Annotated in this window: 23 protein-coding genes and 2 tRNA genes; 3 read left to right on the forward strand and 22 right to left on the reverse strand. The window is 30.6% G+C overall.

Features of this window, described 5'->3' with window-relative positions; translation table 11 throughout:
• Positions 1–3: 3 nt before the first annotated feature.
• The 18 genes from AC1Q7N_RS08495 to AC1Q7N_RS08580 form a co-directional block, all read right to left on the reverse strand.
• Positions 4–77: transfer RNA gene (locus tag AC1Q7N_RS08495), tRNA-Gly, on the reverse strand.
• A gap of 22 nt (positions 78–99) precedes the next feature.
• Positions 100–186: transfer RNA gene (locus tag AC1Q7N_RS08500), tRNA-Leu, on the reverse strand.
• 747 nt (positions 187–933) lie between these two features.
• Positions 934–1,389, reverse strand: coding sequence for a SprT family protein (locus AC1Q7N_RS08505; RefSeq protein WP_001829897.1), 456 nt, complete (start codon positions 1,387–1,389; stop codon positions 934–936).
• Positions 1,382–3,532 (reverse strand): Tex family protein, encoded by a 2,151-nt coding sequence (locus tag AC1Q7N_RS08510; RefSeq protein WP_001832739.1) that lies wholly within the window; start codon positions 3,530–3,532, stop codon positions 1,382–1,384. The genes AC1Q7N_RS08505 and AC1Q7N_RS08510 overlap by 8 nt, the downstream gene beginning before the upstream one ends.
• 287 nt (positions 3,533–3,819) lie before the next feature.
• Positions 3,820–4,590: an RNA polymerase sigma factor SigB gene (sigB, locus tag AC1Q7N_RS08515; protein WP_002440602.1), complete on the reverse strand. Its 771-nt coding sequence runs from the start codon at positions 4,588–4,590 to the stop codon at positions 3,820–3,822.
• On the reverse strand, positions 4,565–5,044 hold the full coding sequence (gene rsbW, locus AC1Q7N_RS08520; protein ID WP_001829903.1) for an anti-sigma B factor RsbW: 480 nt from the start codon (positions 5,042–5,044) through the stop codon (positions 4,565–4,567). Before rsbW ends, sigB begins: the two co-directional genes overlap by 26 nt.
• Position 5,045: 1 nt before the next feature.
• Positions 5,046–5,372: an anti-sigma factor antagonist gene (locus tag AC1Q7N_RS08525; protein ID WP_001829952.1), complete on the reverse strand. Its 327-nt coding sequence runs from the start codon at positions 5,370–5,372 to the stop codon at positions 5,046–5,048.
• A 99-nt stretch (positions 5,373–5,471) separates the two neighbouring features.
• Positions 5,472–6,473, reverse strand: coding sequence for a PP2C family protein-serine/threonine phosphatase (locus AC1Q7N_RS08530; protein ID WP_001829902.1), 1,002 nt, complete (start codon positions 6,471–6,473; stop codon positions 5,472–5,474).
• A 344-nt stretch (positions 6,474–6,817) separates the two neighbouring features.
• Positions 6,818–7,180, reverse strand: a complete 363-nt coding sequence (locus tag AC1Q7N_RS08535) for a type II toxin-antitoxin system PemK/MazF family toxin (protein WP_001829891.1) — start codon at positions 7,178–7,180, stop codon at positions 6,818–6,820.
• On the reverse strand, positions 7,177–7,347 hold the full coding sequence (mazE, locus tag AC1Q7N_RS08540) for a type II toxin-antitoxin system antitoxin MazE (protein ID WP_001829931.1): 171 nt from the start codon (positions 7,345–7,347) through the stop codon (positions 7,177–7,179). Before mazE ends, AC1Q7N_RS08535 begins: the two co-directional genes overlap by 4 nt.
• A gap of 86 nt (positions 7,348–7,433) precedes the next feature.
• A complete protein-coding gene (gene alr / locus AC1Q7N_RS08545; protein WP_002457107.1) occupies positions 7,434–8,582 on the reverse strand; it encodes an alanine racemase in 1,149 nt (382 codons plus the stop codon).
• 66 nt (positions 8,583–8,648) lie between these two features.
• Positions 8,649–9,002 (reverse strand): holo-ACP synthase, encoded by a 354-nt coding sequence (gene acpS, locus AC1Q7N_RS08550; RefSeq protein ID WP_002457108.1) that lies wholly within the window; start codon positions 9,000–9,002, stop codon positions 8,649–8,651.
• A gap of 47 nt (positions 9,003–9,049) precedes the next feature.
• Complete coding sequence (locus tag AC1Q7N_RS08555; protein ID WP_145376510.1) at positions 9,050–9,559, reverse strand: PH domain-containing protein; 510 nt, start codon at positions 9,557–9,559, stop codon at positions 9,050–9,052.
• On the reverse strand, positions 9,546–11,051 hold the full coding sequence (locus tag AC1Q7N_RS08560) for a PH domain-containing protein (protein ID WP_145376508.1): 1,506 nt from the start codon (positions 11,049–11,051) through the stop codon (positions 9,546–9,548). Before AC1Q7N_RS08560 ends, AC1Q7N_RS08555 begins: the two co-directional genes overlap by 14 nt.
• A complete protein-coding gene (locus AC1Q7N_RS08565) occupies positions 11,044–11,523 on the reverse strand; it encodes a PH domain-containing protein (protein WP_002457111.1) in 480 nt (159 codons plus the stop codon). Before AC1Q7N_RS08565 ends, AC1Q7N_RS08560 begins: the two co-directional genes overlap by 8 nt.
• Positions 11,524–11,772: 249 nt before the next feature.
• The gene (cshA, locus tag AC1Q7N_RS08570) at positions 11,773–13,302 is read right to left on the reverse strand and encodes a degradosome RNA helicase CshA (protein WP_002457112.1); all 1,530 of its coding nucleotides are present in this window, start codon (positions 13,300–13,302) and stop codon (positions 11,773–11,775) included.
• A 298-nt stretch (positions 13,303–13,600) separates the two neighbouring features.
• Positions 13,601–14,956: a UDP-N-acetylmuramoyl-tripeptide--D-alanyl-D-alanine ligase gene (locus AC1Q7N_RS08575; RefSeq protein ID WP_145376506.1), complete on the reverse strand. Its 1,356-nt coding sequence runs from the start codon at positions 14,954–14,956 to the stop codon at positions 13,601–13,603.
• An 11-nt stretch (positions 14,957–14,967) separates the two neighbouring features.
• Positions 14,968–16,041 (reverse strand): D-alanine--D-alanine ligase, encoded by a 1,074-nt coding sequence (locus AC1Q7N_RS08580; protein ID WP_145376504.1) that lies wholly within the window; start codon positions 16,039–16,041, stop codon positions 14,968–14,970.
• A 390-nt stretch (positions 16,042–16,431) separates the two neighbouring features.
• Here AC1Q7N_RS08580 and AC1Q7N_RS08585 point away from each other — a divergent pair, with 390 nt between their 5' ends.
• Positions 16,432–17,643: an FtsW/RodA/SpoVE family cell cycle protein gene (locus AC1Q7N_RS08585; RefSeq protein WP_002486299.1), complete on the forward strand. Its 1,212-nt coding sequence runs from the start codon at positions 16,432–16,434 to the stop codon at positions 17,641–17,643.
• Between the two features lie 98 nt (positions 17,644–17,741).
• Here the strand turns inward: AC1Q7N_RS08585 and AC1Q7N_RS08590 are convergent, their stop codons facing one another.
• From AC1Q7N_RS08590 to csoR, 3 genes are all read right to left on the reverse strand, one after another.
• Entirely contained in the window at positions 17,742–17,879 is a 138-nt protein-coding gene (locus tag AC1Q7N_RS08590) for an Lmo0850 family protein (protein WP_001829949.1), read from the reverse strand.
• Positions 17,880–18,021: 142 nt separating this feature from the next.
• On the reverse strand, positions 18,022–18,225 hold the full coding sequence (gene csoZ / locus AC1Q7N_RS08595) for a putative copper chaperone CsoZ (RefSeq protein WP_002494680.1): 204 nt from the start codon (positions 18,223–18,225) through the stop codon (positions 18,022–18,024).
• Positions 18,226–18,237: 12 nt separating this feature from the next.
• Complete coding sequence (gene csoR / locus AC1Q7N_RS08600) at positions 18,238–18,531, reverse strand: copper-sensing transcriptional repressor CsoR (RefSeq protein WP_001829893.1); 294 nt, start codon at positions 18,529–18,531, stop codon at positions 18,238–18,240.
• 173 nt (positions 18,532–18,704) lie between these two features.
• On the opposite strand from csoR, the gene cls reads away from it, so the two are divergent.
• Positions 18,705–20,189 carry a cardiolipin synthase gene (gene cls, locus AC1Q7N_RS08605; RefSeq protein ID WP_002457116.1) on the forward strand — a complete coding sequence of 495 codons (1,485 nt, stop codon included), beginning with the start codon at positions 18,705–18,707 and terminating at the stop codon, positions 20,187–20,189.
• A gap of 181 nt (positions 20,190–20,370) precedes the next feature.
• On the forward strand, positions 20,371–21,024 hold the full coding sequence (locus AC1Q7N_RS08610) for an HD domain-containing protein (RefSeq protein WP_001829983.1): 654 nt from the start codon (positions 20,371–20,373) through the stop codon (positions 21,022–21,024).
• 105 nt (positions 21,025–21,129) lie between these two features.
• Here AC1Q7N_RS08610 and yidC read toward each other — a convergent pair whose 3' ends face one another.
• Positions 21,130–22,002 (reverse strand): membrane protein insertase YidC, encoded by an 873-nt coding sequence (gene yidC, locus AC1Q7N_RS08615; RefSeq protein ID WP_002458703.1) that lies wholly within the window; start codon positions 22,000–22,002, stop codon positions 21,130–21,132.
• Positions 22,003–22,027: the final 25 nt, after the last annotated feature.

The raw sequence follows: 22,027 nt of genomic DNA on the forward strand, positions 1-22,027 counted from the left end.
AAATGGAGCGGGTGATGGGAATCGAACCCACAACATCAGCTTGGAAGGCTGAGGTTTTGCCATTAAACTACACCCGCATGTAGATATAAAAATTCAATTTGGTGCGGCCGAGAGGACTTGAACCTCCACGGGATTAACTCCCACTAGGCCCTCAACCTAGCGCGTCTGCCATTCCGCCACGACCGCTGGCAAAACGCATAATTAGAATTTAATTATCGAGAACATTAACTATTGTAAATGCTTTGTTACGTTTTGTCAATAATAATTTAACTTTATATTAATAAAATTAATTAGTACTTAATATTAAGACCTCTTATTAAGACAACGATAACTATGATATATCACAACAATTACATTGTCAATGCTTTTACAAGTATAATTTAAATTTTGTTTGTAACATTATACACAAGTCAAATTATATAGCATTACATCGTAAATCATTCTACAATATTATCTTAAACTTCAATTAAAAAATACAAATATGTTCTTTTTAATTATTTTACTACCATAGCGTAAGTCAAGGATAACTAAAATTACCTTTAAATAATATAAAAAAGTTACATCACCATATTCAAGTCATCGATTATTACTTTACAATTAATAAGACGCCTAATGATAAAATTCATAAGACAATAATCATCAAACATATAATTTTGTGATTATTAACATTTCAATTTTCAGTATTAAATCAAAAACTGTAAGATAATTTAATGGTTTCTCATTGATTCAAAATAAAATTACTTATCTTTTACATCTTATTTTAATAATTATTTGCCCTTACTCAGCTATTTATATATATATCTTCAAGATATATCATAGAAAAACCTGAGACATTATAAATGACTCAGGTTAAATTTATATATGATTAGTACAAGTACTCTTTTATTAATTTTAACAATTCATTTTCAAAACAAAATGATGATTTAAATTCTTTCACTTTCTTGTTTGAAGAAGTTTTAAAATACCTCCACATCGTCCACAACGCATTTTTTCAAGATTCACACGCTTTATACGAATAAATTCTTGTTCACAATAGATGCACCTATATTTATAATTAGCTCTATCTTGATAAGATTCTGTCGGAGTACAAAACCTAGGTGCTCCTACTTTGGCACTCAAACTCTTGAATGCTTTATCACGATGTTGATATCCTTCACCAGCTAAATGAAGAAAATAATGACACAGTTCATGTTTTATGATATCAATGACTGCTTTTTCTCCAAACATTTCATACTGTTTTGGATTTATTTCTATATTATGACTACTTAATATATATCTACCGCCAGTGGTACGTAAACGTTTATTATAATATACCTCGTGCTTAAAAGCTTTGCCAAAATACTTTATCGCTATACTTTCGGTAAGGCTTTGTAATGCTAAATTATTCATTTGGGGCAACCATAGTCAATGAAACTTTGCCTTTATTTTCATCTATATCTAAAATCCAAACTTCTACAATATCTCCTACACTTATCATATCCATTGGATTTTTAACGAATTTCTTAGATAATTTTGATATGTGTACTAGTCCGTCTTGTTTAACACCGATATCTACAAATGCTCCAAAGTCAACAACATTTCTTACTGTACCATTCAACTTCATGCCTTTAGATAAATCTTCAATCGATAATACATCGGACTTCAAAATAGGTGTTTCAAATTCATCTCTTGGATCTCTATTAGGTGCAATCAATGATTGTATTATATCTTTTAATGTAGGTTCACCAATATTTAATTGAGATACAAGTGTTGAAATATTAACATTTGATAACGTGTTTTTGAGTTTAACGGAACCTATATCTTGTGCAGTTAAATCTAATTGATGAAGCATGCGATATGCAACATCGTAACTTTCAGGGTGTATTGCAGTATTATCTAAAGGTTCTTCACCATCAACAATTCTTAAAAAACCAATACTTTGCTCAAATGTTTTTGCACCTAATCGTTTAATTCTACTTATTTCTTTATGATGTTTTATAGGTCCGTTTTCTTCCTTATAATCAATAATATTTTGAGCGATAGTTGATGTAAGACCTGATACATATTGTAACAAGGATTTAGAAGCAGTATTCACATCCACACCAACTTGATTGACGGCAGTCTCTACTACAAACGTTAAGGCACTACTTAAATCTTTTTGGTTGACATCATGTTGGTACTGTCCTACTCCTATAGATTTAGGATCTATTTTAACAAGTTCGCTTAAAGGATCCTGAACTCTTCTACCAATTGAAACTGCACTTCGTTCTTCTACTTGAAAATCTGGAAATTCTTGTCTAGCAATTTCTGATGCTGAATAAACTGATGCGCCAGCTTCATTGACTATGATAAATTGAGCTTGAAGTTGATATTTTTTTATTACTTGAGCAACAAATTGTTCAGTTTCTCTACTCGCAGTACCGTTACCAATCGCTAAAAGCTCAATATTATAGTCACTTATCATCTTTACCAGCTCTTTTTCGGCTGCCTCAACTTTTGATATTGGAGGATGAGGATAAATAACACCTTTAGCAATAAAGGTACCAAATGGATTGACGACAGCAAGTTTGCACCCTGTTCTAAATGCTGGATCTACTCCAAGAATTTGTTTACCTTTCATTGGTGGTTGTAGTAATAAATTTCTAAGATTTTCACTGAATACATCTATTGCATGAGATTCTGCATTTTGTGTTAAATCTCCTCTAATTTCTCTTTCTATTGAAGGAAGAATTAATCGCTTAAGGCTATCCTGAATAGCCTCTTTAATAAACGGAGTTGCTTCATTTTGAGTTTTTATCTCAACATTTGCTATTTCTCTTTGAATACGTGTCGTGTCAAAATCAATTTTTATTGATAATACTTTTTCTTTTTCTCCTCGATTCATCGCTAAAACACGATGATTAGCAATACGTTTAATTGGTTCCTTGTAATCATAGTACATAGAAAATGTTTGTTTCTCATCTTCGGCTTTTTTCTTTTTCGAGGAAACAATTAGTCCCTGATTAAAAACATCTTTAAGTATTTTAGAGCGATATTGAGGATTATCCGAAATACGTTCAGCTATAATATCTTTAGCCCCTTCTATCGCATCTTCAATTGTAGTCACTTCATCATTTAAGAATAATTGAGCTTTATCTTCAATTTTTGTATCCAATTTTGATTGTGAAAACCAATCTGCTAAATCTTCTAATCCTTTTCTTTTAGCCTCAGTTGCACGTGTTTTCTTTTTTTGTTTATATGGACGATATAAATCTTCAACTCTTTGTAGCTTCGTCTGTGTTAATATGTCTTGCTTTAAATCAGAAGTTAATAGACCCTGTTGATCAATATTATGTATTACTTCTTCTTTACGTTTTTGAAGATTTAACATATAGTTATATTCATCATTGATTTGTTTAATTTCTACTTCATCAAGTCCACCTGTAGCTTCTTTACGATATCTTGCTATAAATGGAACCGTATTGTTTTCTTTCAGCAATTTTAAAACTGCTTTAATTTGTTTTTCCGAAAATTGATATTTACTTACAATTGTTTCAATTAAACTGTTATCCATTTGTCTTTTCTACCACGCTTTTCTTTAAAATTACTTATTTATCTTAACATAATAATTAAATTGATTTTCTAGCGATTCATTTCAATCAGAGTACCTAGTAAAAATAGAGATATAATTCAGATTGATAAAATTCATTCTAATAGTATCCAATATTTCATATAACTAATACTAATTTTAAATTTATTAAATCATGCAAATATAAATATAAGAAAACCTGAAATGAACTTATTTTAATTCATCCCAGGCTATTATAACGGATTTAATTGCCAAATCTGTTAACAACTCGTTTACTGTCTTGCAGCTTCTTGTAATTTTTTTATTGCGGTACGTTGCAAACGTGAAACATGCATTTGACTAAGACCAATTCTTTCACCAGTCTCTTTTTGGCTAAGACCTTCAATAAAAGTACATTGTATGATTTGTCTTTCTCTCTCTGACAAAATAGGTAAAATACGTTCTAATATCATACGTTTTTCCGTTAAATCATAATTATCATCTTGTTGTCCCATAATATCTAATAATGTAACTGTCGAACCATCTTTATCTGCTTCTATAGAGTGATCCACACTCAGGGCATTGTAACTCTGCCCCATCTCCATCGCTTCCAAAACTTCTTCATCTGAAACTTCTAAGCGTTGTGCGATTTCACTAATAGATGGTGAACGTTCAAGTTCATTTGTTAATTCATCACTAACTTTTTTGATTCTTGGACCAATTTCTTTAATACGTCTAGGTACATGAACACTCCATGTTTTATCTCGTAAATATCTTTTAATCTCACCAATAACTGTTGGTACTAAGAAGGCTTCAAACTTACGATCAAATGATAAATCAAATCTATTAATAGCACCTATTAGACCAACCATACCAACTTGAACTAAATCTTCATGATGTGATTGTCCCTTAGAGTACCTATAAGCTAAAGATTCAATCAGCTTACGATAATGTTTTACTAATTTATCTTGAGCTTGGCTATCTTCGTTTTCTTGATGTTGTTTAATCCATTGGTTAATTTGTTCAGGTGATACTTCACTAGCTGATTTCGACTCTTTCGCCATTATTTCGCACCTGCTCTTTTTTTATATACTTAATCATACTGATTGTTACACCAGATTCTTTATAAACAGTAACTTCATCCATTAAAGACTCAATTAAAAATAATCCTAGACCACCTTCACGTAGAAAATCAATATTTTCATTATCATTATATGGACCTAAATGTGATTTTGTGGCTTCATAATCAAAACTTTCACCTTGGTCTGAAATAACGATTTTAATTCTATCATCAAATATTTCAAAACAAAGATTAATCATGCCTATTTCAGAATTTTTTTTATATGCATGTTTAACCGCATTTGTCACCGCTTCACTCACTGCTATTTTAGAATCCTCTATATCATCGTAAGATGCGCCAGCTCTTGAAAATACCCCTGAAAGCGTCAAACGTATTAAACTTACGTATTCTGCAGAAGCTGGCAACCGCATTTCAATATAATCTTGTGTAGATTGCATGTTATTCTACCTCCGTTCCTTCATTAACATGCATTAAATCTTTTAAACCTGTAATATCAAACAATCTACCTATCCGCTCTGAAACACCTAAGATATAGAGATTTTTATCATTTTGATTTAATGCTTTTAGCGTGCCTACGAATAAACCGAGGCCTGTTGAATCCATATAGCTCACATTAGCTAAGTTAACGTGAACATCATGTGTGCCTTCTTGTCTCATTGGTACTAGTACCTCTTCTAATTCAGGTACAGTATATACGTCCAATTCTCCACCAACTTTAACCTCATAAAAATCATCATGAGTTATTGTTTCAATATTTAGATTCATTTAATACACTCCTAGTCTTTATCAAATGTGTTTATCCTACATATGTACTCAAAATCACCTATACCCTACATGAATTAACTTTAATCTATATTTTATAAATTAGTTTACTCTTTTTATAATTAAAATAGTCATATCATCTTTTCTCGCAGGATTTTGTAATTTTAAAATCGCTTCGTAAATAATTTGAACTATATCCTGTGGATGCATATGCTTATATTTTTGAATTAAGTCTAACAACTTATCTTTATCAATAAAATTACCTTCTACATCTCGTGCCTCTGTAACACCATCAGTAAAAATTATGATTAAATCATCAAGGTAAATAGGGATTTCCTGTTGGCTATAACGTGTTTTGGGACTCACACCTAGAACTCTTCCTCGCACACCAATTTCCTCAAACGCTTCAGTTTCTGCGCGATATATATAGCCAGGTTCATGCCCAGCTGAGCTACAGTAAAGAAGATGATTCATCTCTTCATACAGTCCATAAAACATTGTGACAAACATATTTTGGTTAACGTTCTTTTCAACAACACGGTTCAAACGCTTCAAACCATCACTAGGTAGTTGTGAATGTCCATAAGCATCCATGCCAAATTTTATCATACTCATAGCTAAAGCTGCTGGAATACCTGAACCTATAACGTCTGCCACAGCAAAACTCATTGTGCCATCTTTATGATCAATAAGATTAAAATAATCACCACTTACTTTTTGTGCAGCAACAGATATCACTCCTATTTGAATGCTATCAAATTGTGGAATATCAGCTTTCAGCATAGTTTGTTGAAGTCTTGAGGCTAAATCCATTTCTTTATCGTGGACTTGAAGCTTATTAACAAGTCTTTGGTAATCTCGGTAACTATATCCAAATCCTTTAACGACTTCTTGTAACACATCGAGCGTTTCTAAAATATCTTCTTCAGTTAAATCTAATGTATTAATATAATCTTTATGTATCTCAACTATATCTTCAGGTAAAACATCTTTCTTTATAACTTCATTTGTGAATGCTTCACATTTCTTAATTAATAATGTTTTATTGTTAGTTATTAAACTTTCTTTAACAAGGGCTTTATAACTTTTTGTGAATTCTTCCACGAAATGCGCCTCCTTACTTCCACTTCAATATCCCATCATTTTTATAACAATATGAAACCTTTATTTACTTTCTGCGAATAGCATAATTTTTGGTGTTAAAACTTTGTTGATAGCTAAAAAAGACTTTAGGAATGGATAACCTAAAGCCTTAAAAACTCAAGACATCCTTTTATAATAAATACATTTTCATAATAACTATAGTGATACGTCTTAAATCAAATATAAATAGACATATCGACAACTATATAAGTGTTTAAATATCCTAATATTACTTAAACACTTAATTATTATAAAGTTATTGCCTTTTATTTCAATATTTTTTTATGTTTACTGCATATAATTATTTAAGATTTATGATGATCAAAGTTATTTAATCCCAAACTAATATCTAAGGCATTATCAACCTCTATCATTTTACTCTCTGATAAAAATGTTAATTTTTCTTTTAAACGCTTTTTATCTAGTGTTCTAATTTGTTCAAGAAGAATAACTGAATCTTTGTCTAATTTATACTTTTTCTTTTCAATTTCTACGTGGGTTGGTATTTTCGCTTTATTAATCCTACCAGTAATCGCAGCTACAATTACAGTTGGACTATATTTATTACCAGTATCATTTTGAATGATAACTACAGGTCTTACTCCCCCTTGTTCAGACCCTTGAACTGGTGATAAATCCGCTAAATAAACATCTCCTCTTCTAATCATTCATTCTTTGAATTAGATATTAAATGTGATTCATTGCAATCACAAGCTTCACACTCTATCGGGAAAGCTTCTGTTGCTAGGGAGAGGTTTAAATCGGCCATTTGTGCATAACCTTCTTTTAAAGATTGTTCAAGACTGTGGTTTCTATTTTGATTAAAAGATAACATGAAAAGAACCTCCATCTGATTCCAAAAGTTGTTATATTAGCATCAATTTAGTTTTATAATAACAAATTTCCTAATCAGTGACTATACTATTTTAACAATTCGTTAGTAACCTCTTCATTATTATCATAATAATATATTCTTGGAAGACGTCTTGATAAATTACATAATACTTCGTAGTTAATTGTACCTTGTTTATTTGCTACGGCTTCAGCTGATTGTGGTGAATCAACGTGATTATCCATAAGTATTACTTTTTCACCCGTTTTTACATGAGAAGGAACCTTAACTATCATTTGGTCCATACAAATGCGTCCAATGACTTCACATTGACTCCCGTTAACATTGACGAATGCACCTTGCATCGATCTTAAATATCCGTCGGCATACCCAATAGGTAAAATTGCAATTGTCATTTCTTCATCAGCAATAAATGTACGTCCATAACTAACAGTTTCCCCAACTTTAAGCGTTTTGACTTGAACGGTTTCTGATACTAACTGCGCACTCGGTCTTAAATGAACTTTCACATTATCTTTAACATATTCTGAAGGATAGTATCCATAAAGAGAGATTCCTAATCTTATTGCATTACAAAATTGACCATCCATGAGTAGTGATCCAGCAGAATTTTGACAATGAATATAAATTGGTTTCTCAACTTGATTAACCATCTCTTTGAACAAAGTATATTGTTCATTCATAGAACTTCCAGGTTCATCAGCACTCGCAAAATGTGTGAAAACCCCTTCAAAAACTAAATGATCTCTTTTATTAATTAAATCAACCACTTCTTTATATTCATCTATATCTTTCATTCCAATTCGGCCCATACCAGTATCTAATTTTACATGTAGCCATAAATTTTTTTGGTTATCATCAGGAATTTGCTTGATAGTTTCCTTCAACCATGCTTTAGAAGGTACTGTTAATGCAACACGATGCTGTATAGCCTTCTCAATGTCTTCTGTTGGAACAACGCCTAAAACTAATAATTTAGCATCAACTCCATGCATTCTTAACTCTATTGCTTCATCAAGTGTAGCCACCGCAAAAAATGTTGCACCATGACGCATTAAATGTTGTGCTATTTTCACACTTCCTAATCCATATCCATTTGCTTTAATAACTGAAATGACAGTCTTATTAGCGTGTAATTGATTGAAATTTTGATAATTTGCTAAAATTGCATCTAAATTCACATTTAAATATGTTGCTCTATAAAACTTCTCTGACATATATATGTCCTCCTTGAAACTACTTACTTCATCTTATTTCTGATGATTAAAAATTCTATCCAATTTTCATTCGTTTTTTTCAAGAATAACTTGACTCATAGCATAATTCTCCGTATGTGTAATACTCACATGTGTATAAAAACCAGGATAGTCAATACATGGTTTACCTAGAGCGTCGTTGTAACAGTTAATGTCCTGAAACGATACTGATTTCCCTAACCCTGTACCTAAGGCCTTACTAAATGCTTCTTTCACTGTAAAGCGTCCAGCTAAAAATTCTAATCTACGTTGCTCGTGTGTATATTGATTTAATTTGTCCCTTTCTTCTATAGTAAGTATTCTTTCAATAAATTTTGTTTGATTCTGAAGATTTTTAATTCGTTCAATTTCTATTAAATCTATACCTATTCCATAAATCACTTGTATCGCCTCTTTAGTATATCACCAATAATCTTTTATCAAGTCTTTTATATATCATCGTTTAATTTTTCTAATGAAGTTACATTTGTCGTTATTGATTTTTGTTGTTTAATTTGTTTTTTCAATCTTTGTGCTTCTTGAATATCTATCAATGCTATTTCAGAATTTCCCCCAGCAGTTGATAATGACAGCGAAGCGAGTTGGAACTTTCTCATGATAAATCCCTCAACTATATCTATATTTTGTATTCTAAAGTAAGGGATGACGTGAACATCTATAAAAATGATACCTTCTCTAATATGTATTTCTTTATCATCTAAAAAATATCTAAGATGTTTAAACTTAAACCAAGGCACTATAATCATAAATAAAATACAAACTATTGTAGTTAAAATTATTGCTCCAATTATTAAATTTTTAGTATTAATAAAATGGAATTTTAATTCATTAAGCAATATTAAAATAGACAATGCTATCACTAGTAAAAACGTCCAAAAAGCACCAATAATTCTCATTACTTTAATACCATTTTGGTGCATATATTTATAAGACTTCATGAGTATCACCTTTCATGTACCAATTTTTGAGTTTAAGAACATTATCTACTTCACTAAACTTCAAACCAATGTTTTGCTGACTACTACCCTTAGCAATAACAAATTGAAAATTTGCGAGTTGACTTCTTTCAAGAAAGGGATGTTGGCTAATAGTCATTCCTAAAACTTTTTCTTTTTTAACATAAAATCTCTTAATATTTAATATAGACGCTTTTTGGACAACAAGCTCTGATTCGCTAAAAGCAAAACCACTAAAACATGTATAAAGTATAGCGTAAACAAAAAATAATAAGATTGGTAATAAAGCTATGATTAAAGACCATAAAGACCACATATACCATCCAATAATGCCTATACCAATAATACATATGGAAGGAATTAGAAAGTGACGATGAAATCCTTTTAAAGGCATGCCAATTTTAGCATGATTAAATGTCATCTCAGGAACCAAAGGTCTAATCACTTTATATGCCTCTTTTCTTGGAATAAACGGTAAAATCATAATTCTTCCATCATTATCAGTGGGTTCCCCTTCAGTAGTATCTATATCACTTGTAATATAGAAATGTATAGATGTATAACCAAATAATTTTCGTATAAAAGATTGATGTTCAAGTACACCTTGCAGTCGGTCAGTTGGTACAGTGATATTTTTCTTCGTAAATAATCCATATTGAATTTTAAGTTGATGATTATCTTGAATAACTTGATATCCATAAAACTTTATTAAGTACATGATAGTTCCGATTATATAACTTAATAATAACACTAGTATGACAATAAAAATGACAATGAAATATATCGTTTTAAATACAGAAGATATTTCTTCACCAAATTTATCCCATGGAATAACACTTGAGAGACTGCCAATAATAGGAGATAGTGTCACAAAAGCAAGTGCTATAGCTCCACTTGTCATAGACATAAATAATAGTTGTTTAAAAGGCATTTTAAATATTGCATATTGGGGTTTGGCATGTTGTTGATATGTCTGAGTATGATTCTCATCATTTAACTCTTTAGCTTCTTGATTTACCTGGTTATTCATGCGTTCTTGAATAGATCGCAATTCTTGTTCAATAACTTCACTTTGCTTTTTTGAAATTGTCCCTAATTCTATGCCATCACTTGGTGTTTTAATAATGAGTTCAACGCCGCCAACAATCTGATTAATCAATCCTTGAGACGTATCTGCAGATTGTATGCGACTAATATTTAGTTCTTTTCGTTCCTTATTAAAAACACCAGTAGTTAATATAAAATGATCCTCTTCAATCCAATATCGTGTATTATAAACCTTAATAATATTATGAATGAAACCGATAGAAAATATCAAAGTCATTATACCTGGAATAATATAAGACGAAAAATCATCATATTTAAAATCTTTTATATTAAATAAAAAGATGATAATTACAATGAAATTTGATTTAATCACACTAATCAAGCCATCAATATAAGAAATTGGATGTAGCTTTTGCGGACTATACATCGTCATTTGCACCTCTCAATCTCAATAGTATTTGTTGTTGAATATTTTGTGCTTCTTTCTCAGATATTATTGGAAATGAGATTGTATGACCTGCAGTAAATAAAGTTATGGAATTAAGATTTAATTTTTTTGATAATGGATTAGTTCCAATATCGATAAATTGTATTCTCTCTATTTTACTTAATTCTTCTTTCTTAAAAATAAATAATCTTTTTAATATGACAAAATCTTCGTGAATTTTATAATAATGATATCTATATTTAATTAGTGGAGATATACAAGTGTTTAAAATAGATAACAAACCTAGCCCAAGAAAGATGTAGGATGTAAAAGGCCACCAATGATTTAAATAGCTAAAATACAAAAGTAAACTAAGTATAACAAGCAAAATAAATAAACCTATGCAACTAGTTATGTAATAGTACTTTAGCGCTTGGATTGGGCTTCTATGAAACGTACTATCATTTTTCATAAATATACTCCTTTTCAAGATTTACCCACATTATAGCATAGTGATAATAAAGTCTAAAAAATAACAGCGACCTATATTTTCAATGTATTATTTATTAAAAAATTTATTCACATGCAAAAATGAAAAAATTCATATCGACGCGTCACACCTACTATATAATAAGTTTTATGCTCAATACATATGTACTTTTTAATTCGTATAAATAAAAAATGCCTGAGACAAAAAATTATCTCAGGCTAGTTAATTTATTTATTTTTGATGATCTGCAAATGTGCGACCTTTTAGTGATTGATTACCACTTTTTTGTTGCTTATCTCTACGGTCAAATTTCTTTTGGTTTTTCTTTTTGCTTGATTGACCTTTAGACCCTTTTGATCGTCTATTTTTATTATCAAACTTACCATTACCACGTTTATGATTACTTCTTCTAGAACCGCCTTTACTACTGCGATTTTTACGTGCTAATGGTTTTTCAAAAGTTAATTGTACTTCCACTTCATCATTAGCTTCTACAAGTTCTTGAAGTAAAGAGGCTACTAATTCTGTACTATCATATTCTTTAAGTAATTCACTTGATATTCTTTGTAAACGCGGCTCATTTTCTCTTGACATCCAGTTTTGAACTCTATCTTTAATATCATCTTCACGCGCTTTAAGCACCTCTTTACGATGTGGAGGTCTTAATGCTTTCATTCGACGATTATTGACATCTTCAATTTGTCGAATATAATCCATCTCAATTGGATTTACAAAAGTAACTGCAATACCTTCTTTTCCTGCTCGACCAGTACGTCCAATACGGTGAGTATAACTTTCTGTATCTTGAGGGATATCAAAATTATAAACATGACTCACACCAGAAATATCAAGACCACGTGCAGCCACATCTGTAGCAACTAAAATATCTATTTGATCGTTCTTAAATTTCTTCAATACTTCTAAACGTTTTGCTTGGGTAATATCACCATGTAAACCTTCTGCTTTGTATCCTTTAGATAATAGCGCGCTTGTTAATTCATCTACGCGACGCTTAGTACGACCAAAGACAATCGCCAATTCAGGCTGATGAACATCTAAAAAGTTTGTAAATGTATCAAATTTCTCTAATTCTTTAACTATTGTATAATATTCATCAATTTGAGGATCTGACATTTCATTATTCATTGTCTTAATTATTTTAGGAGCTTTCATAAACTGCTGTACCAATTCTTGGATTGCTTTTGGCATCGTAGCTGAAAATAGCATAGTTTGACGTTGTTCAGCTGGAATTTTATCCATAATAAATCTCATATCATCGATGAATCCCATATTCATCATTTCATCTGCTTCATCTAAAATAAGCGTGTGAATTCCTTGAGTTTTAAGTGTACGACGATTAAGATGATCAATAACTCTTCCCGGCGTACCTACTACAATTTGAGGGCCTCTTTTTAATGCTTTAATCTGTCTTTCAATAGGCATACCACCAAAGACTGTAACAACTTGTACTTTTTGACCTTTACTGAACTCTCTTAATTGCTCAGCTACTTGCATAGCAAGCTCTCTCGTTGGCGCAAGAATTAATGATTGAACACCCTGTTGGCCTACAACTTTCTCAATTAAAGGTATACCAAACGCCCCTGTTTTCCCAGTACCAGTTTGGGCTTGTCCAAGGATGTCATCTCCTTCTAACGCATAAGGGATGCTATCTTTTTGGATAGGTGTCGGTTCTTTAAATCCCATTGCTTCTAGTGTTTGAACCGTTTTATCCGAAATCCCTAGTTCTTTAAAATTTTGCAAAATAATTCTCCTTTTACGTGTATATTTCTTAATATGCTTTTTTTACATATATGTTCACTTATGTTTTATCAACTTCTATATAGTACCACCTTAAAAATATTATAGCAATAAAGCAATTTCACACATTTACTGTTTTCAATGTAATTCATCAAACTATTTAACTTTCAAAAAGGTCGTGCAATATGTAATGTAAGCGCTTTTTCATAGTTTACCAAAAAAATAAAAGCATGCAATGAAAGTAACATCCTAATTAATTTACAGATTTCATTCATTGCATGCTTTGAAATTAGATTTTATATTACAACAATGCGTCAACAACTTCCTCAAGCTTCATACCTCGTGAACCTTTAACTAAGACTTTATCCTCAGGTTTAACTTGAGATATTAACGTCTGAATTAACTGGTCTTTATTATCAAAGTATTTTGCTTCTTTAACAAAAACTTTACCACTATCATAGATATAACTAGCTTCTTTACCAAATGTATATAAAACATCAATATTTTTATCTTTCAAATATTCACCAACTTGTTTGTGCATCAATTGACTATTAGGTCCTAATTCAAGTACATCTGCTAATATTAAAATTTTTCGACCTTTCATAACACTTAATGTATCAATGGCTGCTTTCATACTCGTTGGACTTGCATTATATGCGTCATTAATTACTGTTACATTGTTTGATGATTCATGTCTTTCCATTCTCATAGCGGTTAATTGCACGTTGTGAATATTATTTTGAATTATTGTTTCATTTAGGCCTAATTCATGTCCAATAGCAATTGCAATAGCAGCATTTTTCATATTATGCGTGCCCAAAATTGGTAAATGATAATGTTCTTTTTGATTGATAGTAAAATGAATACCTTCGTTTTTTACATCGTTCATATGACAAGTATATGTACTGTCTGAATTTAACCCAATGCTTATTAATTTCGCATTTTTAACTTGATTAACATGAGGTTTTAATAAAGGTTCATCTCCGTCATAAATAAATATACCATTTGTTTTGAGACCAGTTGTTATTTCAAATTTAGCTTTTGCAATGCCTTCTCGCGATCCTAAATCTTGCATATGTGATTCGCCAATGTTTGTGATGACCGCTATTTCAGGTTGTGCGATATGAGATAACAACTCTATTTGATGAAAACCTGACATCCCCATTTCTAGAATAGAAATTTCTGTGTCTTCATCAAGTTCTAGTAAAGTCAACGGCATTCCAATTTCATTATTATAATTTCCTTGTGTTTTCTTAACTTTAAATTCAGTTGATAATACACTTTCAATCATGTCTTTTGTTGTTGTTTTTCCATTAGAACCAGTAACCGCTATCACCTTAGGATTTACATGATTTAGATATGCTTTTGCCAATTGCTGTAAGGCTATTAAAGTATCTTCTACCCAAATAATAGGACCTTGGTTCCCTTCAGAATGTTTATTCTCTTTTTCACTAAAAACAGCTCCAGCACCATCGTTCAAAGCTTGTGTGATAAAACGATGGCCATCAACATTCTCACCTTTAAAAGGTATAAATAACGCCCCTTCATTGATTTTTCGTGAATCAATTGAAACGCCATTTATTGTTTTTTTTAAATGTTTTTCATCAATTTCACAATCTATCCAGTTTTTAATTTGCTCTAATGTTACGTTTATCATAACTAAAACCTCTAATAATCAATTTTATATTTATTTTTCTTTTTATCTTCATAACGTTCTTTAGCCAAATCAATCAATTTAGCAATTAAATCAGGGTAAGATAAGCCCATATTTTTCCATAAGTTTGGATACATACTATATGCAGTAAATCCTGGCATGGCATTTGTTTCATTGATATAAATTTGATTATCATCAGTAACAAAGAAATCTGCACGAACTAATCCCGAACAATCAGTAGCTTTAAAGGCCTCTAATGCCATGTTTCTTAATGTCATTTGAACATCTTGATCTAAATCTGCTGGAATATCTAATCTAATCTTACCGTCTTTATACTTTGATTTATAATCATAAAACGCTACATCCTTAACAACCTCACCAGGCCATGTCGTTTCAGGATAATCGTTACCTAAGACAGCTACTTCGATCTCTCTAGCATTAATCCCTTGTTCAATGACAAGTTTACGATCAAATTGGAATGCTTCAGTTATCCCAGATTTTAATTCTTCTTCATTGTTACATTTACTTATACCAACACTTGAACCGAGATTAGCAGGTTTTACAAATACCGGATATGTTAACTTATCATTAACTAATTTAATGATATTATTTTCATATTTTTCATACTCACTTCTTAAAAAGCTAATATAAGGTAATTGAGGTAAACCTCTATGCTCAAATAATTGTTTCATCACAAGTTTATCCATTGAGCTTGAAGCAGCTAACACACCATTACCTACATATGGTATATCAAGTACTTCAAAAAGACCTTGGATAGTTCCATCTTCTCCATTTGGACCATGCAATAATGGGAATACTGCATCATATGATTTTCCTAAACTACCTTTACTGAGTAACTGTGAGATTTCTCCAGTCTCTACATCGTTAATGACGAGTTCATCAGTATTTTTTATTTCTTGTGTAATATTATCTTTTTTCTTCCATTCACCATCGTTTGTTATATAAATGATATCAACTTGATATCGTTCTTTATCAATTGCGTTTAAAACATTTTGTGCAGTTAAAATTGAAACATCGTGTTCTGCACTTTTACCTCCAAAAACGATACAAATATTTTCTCTTGTCATTTCGTTTTCCTCCATTACAATTACAGTTCTTTTAGCCTTTTTCTTTAACGTAATTGTTTAATTGATCTTTTTATTTACTACTTTAAGTACATAACGGCTTCTGAAACTTAATATTATCATATTTTTAAATTCAATTGCATTTGATAATCTAAATATAGAACTAAATTTTAATGACAATTTGCGCTAATATACATATTTTTATTATGACTATTACATATTAAAAGTTAATAAGGTGCTATCATTCTGTGATATTCTAGCAAATTTAAAAGAAGTCATGTAAAATTAATATATATTTGATTAGAAAATATGAATGAATACAGATGATTAAAATATTGTAAAAGTATCTACAGAAATTTTAAAAAGTGATCCATATACATAAAGGAGTAAGCAATGAATTATTCTTCTCGTCAACAACCTAAACGTAACTGGTTACGTAAAGTAGACTGGATACTCGTACTAGTTATATCACTATTAGCACTAACAAGTGTTATTTTAATCAGTTCCGCTATGGGTGGCGGACAATATAGTGCAAATTTCAGTATTAGACAAATTATTTATTATATTTTCGGAGCTATTATTGCATTTTTAATTATGATAATTTCACCGAAAAAAATTAAAAATAATACTTATATTTTATACAGTATATTTTGCGTTCTATTAATAGGGTTACTTATTTTACCTGAAACTTCAATCACCCCAATTATTAATGGTGCTAAAAGTTGGTACAGTTTCGGTCCTATAAGCATCCAACCTTCCGAATTCATGAAAATTATACTTATACTTGCTTTGGCTAAAACGATATCTAAACATAACCAATTTACATTTAATAAGTCTTTTCAGTCTGATTTAATGTTATTTTTTAAAATTTTAGGTGTATCCATTATACCTATGGCATTAATTCTATTGCAAAATGACCTAGGTACTACTTTGGTGTTATGTGCAATTATAGCTGGCGTCATGTTAGTAAGTGGAATAACATGGAGGATATTAGCCCCTCTTTTTATTGTTGCATTTGTAAGTGGTTCTAGTATTATATTAGCTATCATTTATAAACCATCCTTAATAGAAAACCTATTAGGAATAAAAATGTATCAAATGGGACGTATCAATTCTTGGTTAGATCCCTATTCATACAGTAGTGGAGATGGATATCACTTAACAGAATCTTTAAAAGCTATTGGTTCAGGTCAATTATTAGGTAAAGGTTATAACCATGGCGAAGTTTATATTCCTGAGAATCATACCGACTTTATTTTTTCAGTGATTGGAGAAGAAATGGGCTTTATAGGTTCAGTATTATTGATATTACTTTTCTTATTCTTAATATTTCACCTTATACGGTTAGCTAGTAAAATTGATAGTCAGTTTAACAAAGTATTTATCATAGGATATGTATCGTTGATTGTTTTTCACGTGTTACAAAATATCGGCATGACGGTTCAATTATTACCGATTACAGGTATACCACTTCCGTTTATTAGTTACGGTGGAAGTTCTTTATGGAGTTTAATGACTGGTATAGGAGTAGTTCTTTCAATTTATTATCATGAACCCCAAAGATATGAAATAACCACATTATCTAAAAAATCTAATACAATTTAACCTGTATAAAATAAGAGACACTATTCACGATGAACAGTGTCTCTCTTTATATATTAATTTAGATAATCAATACATAAAATATTATATTATCATGCAAATTATTTTAATTCATGACTTACTTGATTAGATGTAGGCAAAGTATTAATAATATCTAAACGAGACTTAGTTTTCTTAATATTCACACCCAATGATGATAATAATTTGACTACATTTTGAATCTTATCCTGATTCTTCACAATTATCACCTCGTTAGAAATAGCTTTATTTCAATAATACCCTAATTACTTCTACTTTACTACATCATTCTAAAAATATTTTTAAATATTTCTAAAAGCTATAATAATTCAAACGAAAAATGAATTAAGCGCAATTATTTAATTATAAAATACGAAATCCGTAATCGTAAATTTCTTTTTCAATGTTATTTAAATTTGCAGGAGTGTCAAATTCTACTCGAATCTCATTCATTTGGTAATCGATATCCACACTATTGATGCCTATCATCTTAGATAAATGATCTTTGAGCTGTTTAGCTTGTTCAGTTGTTTTAATACCTGAAACATTTATCAATCCTTTTTTCAATTTCATACCCTCTTAATCTTTTATTAATTTTTGGAATGTCACGAGCAATTCATCCATTGCTTCTTCTTGCGCACCGTCGTTTATTTTTTCCATAATACAACCTTTCATGTGATGGTCTAGTAATTTAGTAGCTACACTATTCAATGCTGAACGTGTTGCTCTAATTTGAGTTAGTACATCATCACAGTAAACGTCATCATCAATCATACGATTTATTGCTCTTACTTGACCTTCTATTCTATTTAATCTTGATTTTAAATTTGTTTTTATTTGCTCTGAGTGATGTGCACTCTCCATGTCTGCCATAAAGTCACCTCTGTTCATATTATATCGTATTATTCATAAATTCACTCGTCAATGATTCAGGTAATTAAATATTATCTAACCATGATAATCGTATTTCTTCATGCTATAATTATATTTAAAAATCACTGAAATGAAAACTGAGTGAGAATAAACAATCATAAAGGAGGTAACCTATGATAGAAGTCTTTACTATGGCACTTCATCAATCTAATATTATAATTAATATTTTATTAGTTAGTGCCTTTTTATTAAATTTAGTTTTTGCATTCATTATTATTTTCATGGAGAGGCGTACAGCAAATTCTATATGGGCGTGGTTATTGGTTTTAGTTTTTCTACCTTTAGTAGGATTCATATTGTATTTATTATTAGGTCGCCAAATACAGAGAGAACATATATTTAAACTCGCCAAAGAGGATAAAGTTGGTCTTGAAATGATTGTTGACGAGCAATTAGAGGCATTGAAAAAGCAAGACTTTTCTAAGGGTAATCATCAAATTGTTAAATTTAAAGAAATGGTACAAATGTTACTTTATAATAATGCTGCTTTTTTAACAACTGATAATGATCTAACAATTTATACAGATGGTCATCAGAAGTTCGATGATTTAATTAATGATATTAGACACGCACAATCATATATTCACATCCAATACTACATTATTCATAGTGATAATCTCGGAAAGCAATTGTTACATGAATTAGAAAAAAAAGCTGAAGAAGGTATAGAAGTTAAAATGCTATACGATGATATGGGCTCAAGAGATTTACGAAAGAAAGATCTAAAAAAGTTTCGTCAAAAAGGCGGTCACGCTGAATCTTTCTTTCCATCAAAATTACCACTTATTAATTTAAGAATGAATAATAGAAACCACAGAAAAATAGTAGTCATTGACGGTACGATTGGATATGTTGGTGGTTTTAATGTAGGAGATGAATATATAGGTAAATCTAAGAAATTTGGTTATTGGAGGGACACACACTTACGTATTAAAGGTGACGCGGTAAATGCCCTTCAACTTAGATTCATCTTAGATTGGAACTCACAATCAACTCGTGACAATTTAACTTATGAATCTCGATATTTTCCTGATGTTGACTCTGGTGGTACGATAGGCATACAAATTGCTTCAAGTGGGCCTGATGAAGATTGGGAACAAATTAAATATGGTTATTTAAAAATGATTTCATCAGCCAAAGAATCTATATACATTCAATCACCATACTTCATTCCCGATCAAGCTTTTTTAGATTCGATTAAAATTGCAGCGCTTGGTGGTGTGGATGTTAACATCATGGTTCCTAACAAACGTGATCATCCCTTTGTTTATTGGGCTACGCTTAAAAACGTAGCGTCTTTACTTGAAGCTGGCGTTAATGTCTATCATTATGATAATGGTTTTCTACATTCAAAAACACTTGTCATTGATGATGAGGTAGCAAGTGTAGGAACTGCCAATATGGATAATCGAAGCTTTACATTAAACTTTGAGGTCAATGCTTTTATTTATGATGAAGGCGTAGCACGATCATTAAAACAAGCTTTCATTAATGATATGAAATTATCTAACAAGCTCACTTCTGAAGAATATGCTAAACGAAATCTGCTAGTTAAATTCAAAGAAGGGATTTCACAACTACTTTCTCCAATTTTATAATAATTTGCAAGAAGTGAACGCTTAACGAAAGGTTCACTTCTTCATTTATATCTTCTTTAATGTAATAGGATAAGTAGTTTCATTAATTAAACCATTATAAAGGATGTCAAAGATACTATTAAATACTAAATGTAAAAAATTAAATACTTTGCTACTTTTAAATTAAGTAAGGAGTCTATCTATGAACTCAAGAATGAAGATTAAAAAAGCTTATGAGTATATGAAAAGTTTCCATCAACATGATACAACTGGACATGATATTGCACATGTGGAACGTGTCTATAACAACGCTTGTTATATCGCTAAACGAGAAAATATAACAGATACACTTGTTATAGAACTATCATCTTTATTGCATGATACTGTTGATAGTAAATTAACTGATGAAATTTTAGCATATGATCAGCTTAAACAGTTCTTATCTACCCTAGATTTAAGCAGTGAAATATCACAACAAGTTCTCTATATTATTAAACATATGAGTTATCGAGCTGGTAAAAATAATCACGTTAAACTTTCAATAGATGGTGAAATCGTTAGAGATGCTGATCGCCTAGATGCAATAGGAGCAATCGGCATTGCGAGAACATTCCAGTTTTCAGGACACTTTGGTGAACCTATGTGGACTGAAACGAAGCTTTCAAATGAAGAGTTACATACGTCTCTCGTTGAAGAATTAGACAATTCAGCAATAAAACATTTTTATGAAAAATTATTTAAATTAAAAGATTTAATGCACACTCCTACTGCAAAAAAACTTGCTGAAGAAAGACATCAATTTATGATTCAATATCTCAAACAATTTATGTCAGAGTGGAATTTTAATAAAGAGTAAATTCAAATAAAAGATATATTGTTAACTCATGTTTTAACCAAAGTCCATTAGCATCTACCACAAAAAATACCTGAGACAACGATTGATGTCTCAGGTTATTGTTTATTATTTTTTATTCTTTTTTGATACTACTTGAGTATTTTTCCCTTTTTTCTTTGAAGATGGATTATGTTCTCTTTCATACTTTTCAATAAAAGGTTGAACTTCTTTTTTAGCAAGTTTAGAGTAATAAATATTAGCAAAATGCGTTTGAATTACTAAGAATAATGCACTGACAGACCAATATAAACCTAAAGCTGATGATGCTTGTAAAGAAATCCAAATAATCATTATTGGAGAAATAACCATCATCATATAGCCCATCTGACGTTGCTCTTGAGGCATCGTTTTGCTTGAAACTACAGCTTGAATAAAGTATAGCACACCGGCAATAACTGTAATCCAAATATCAGGCTTAGTTAAATTGAACCATAAGAAATGCGGATGTTCAGATAAACCATTTACAAGCTTATCTTTTAATACAAAGTATAATCCCATAATAATTGGCATTTGAATAAGTATAGGTAAACATCCTAACATGCTCTTCATAGGGTTCATATCATATTTTTTATAAACTTCCATAAGTTCTTGGTTTGCAGCCATTTTTTCTTCTTGTGTTCGCGCACGTTTAACCTTTTCTTGAATGCCATCTACTTCAGGTTTAGCCACTTTCATTTTCTCACGCATCATGTGACTATTTTTATAGTTAGATAACATAAATGGTAACAAGATTAAACGAATGAAAAGAACTAATACAATAATTGCTAGTCCAAAATTATTATGAAAAACATCATTTCCTAACCACTGTAAGAGATGTTTCATAGGTTGAACAAAAGTATTAAAGAAGAATCCATCTTGCTTCTCAGGTGTAGAGTAATCACAACCTGCTAGAAAAATCATTATTCCCAAAAACAAAGGTAGTAACGCTTTTTTCTTCATTTTTCCACCTCTAATGTTATATTCA

The sequence above is a fragment of the Staphylococcus sp. GW823-FHT05F06 genome (genome assembly GCF_058795495.1).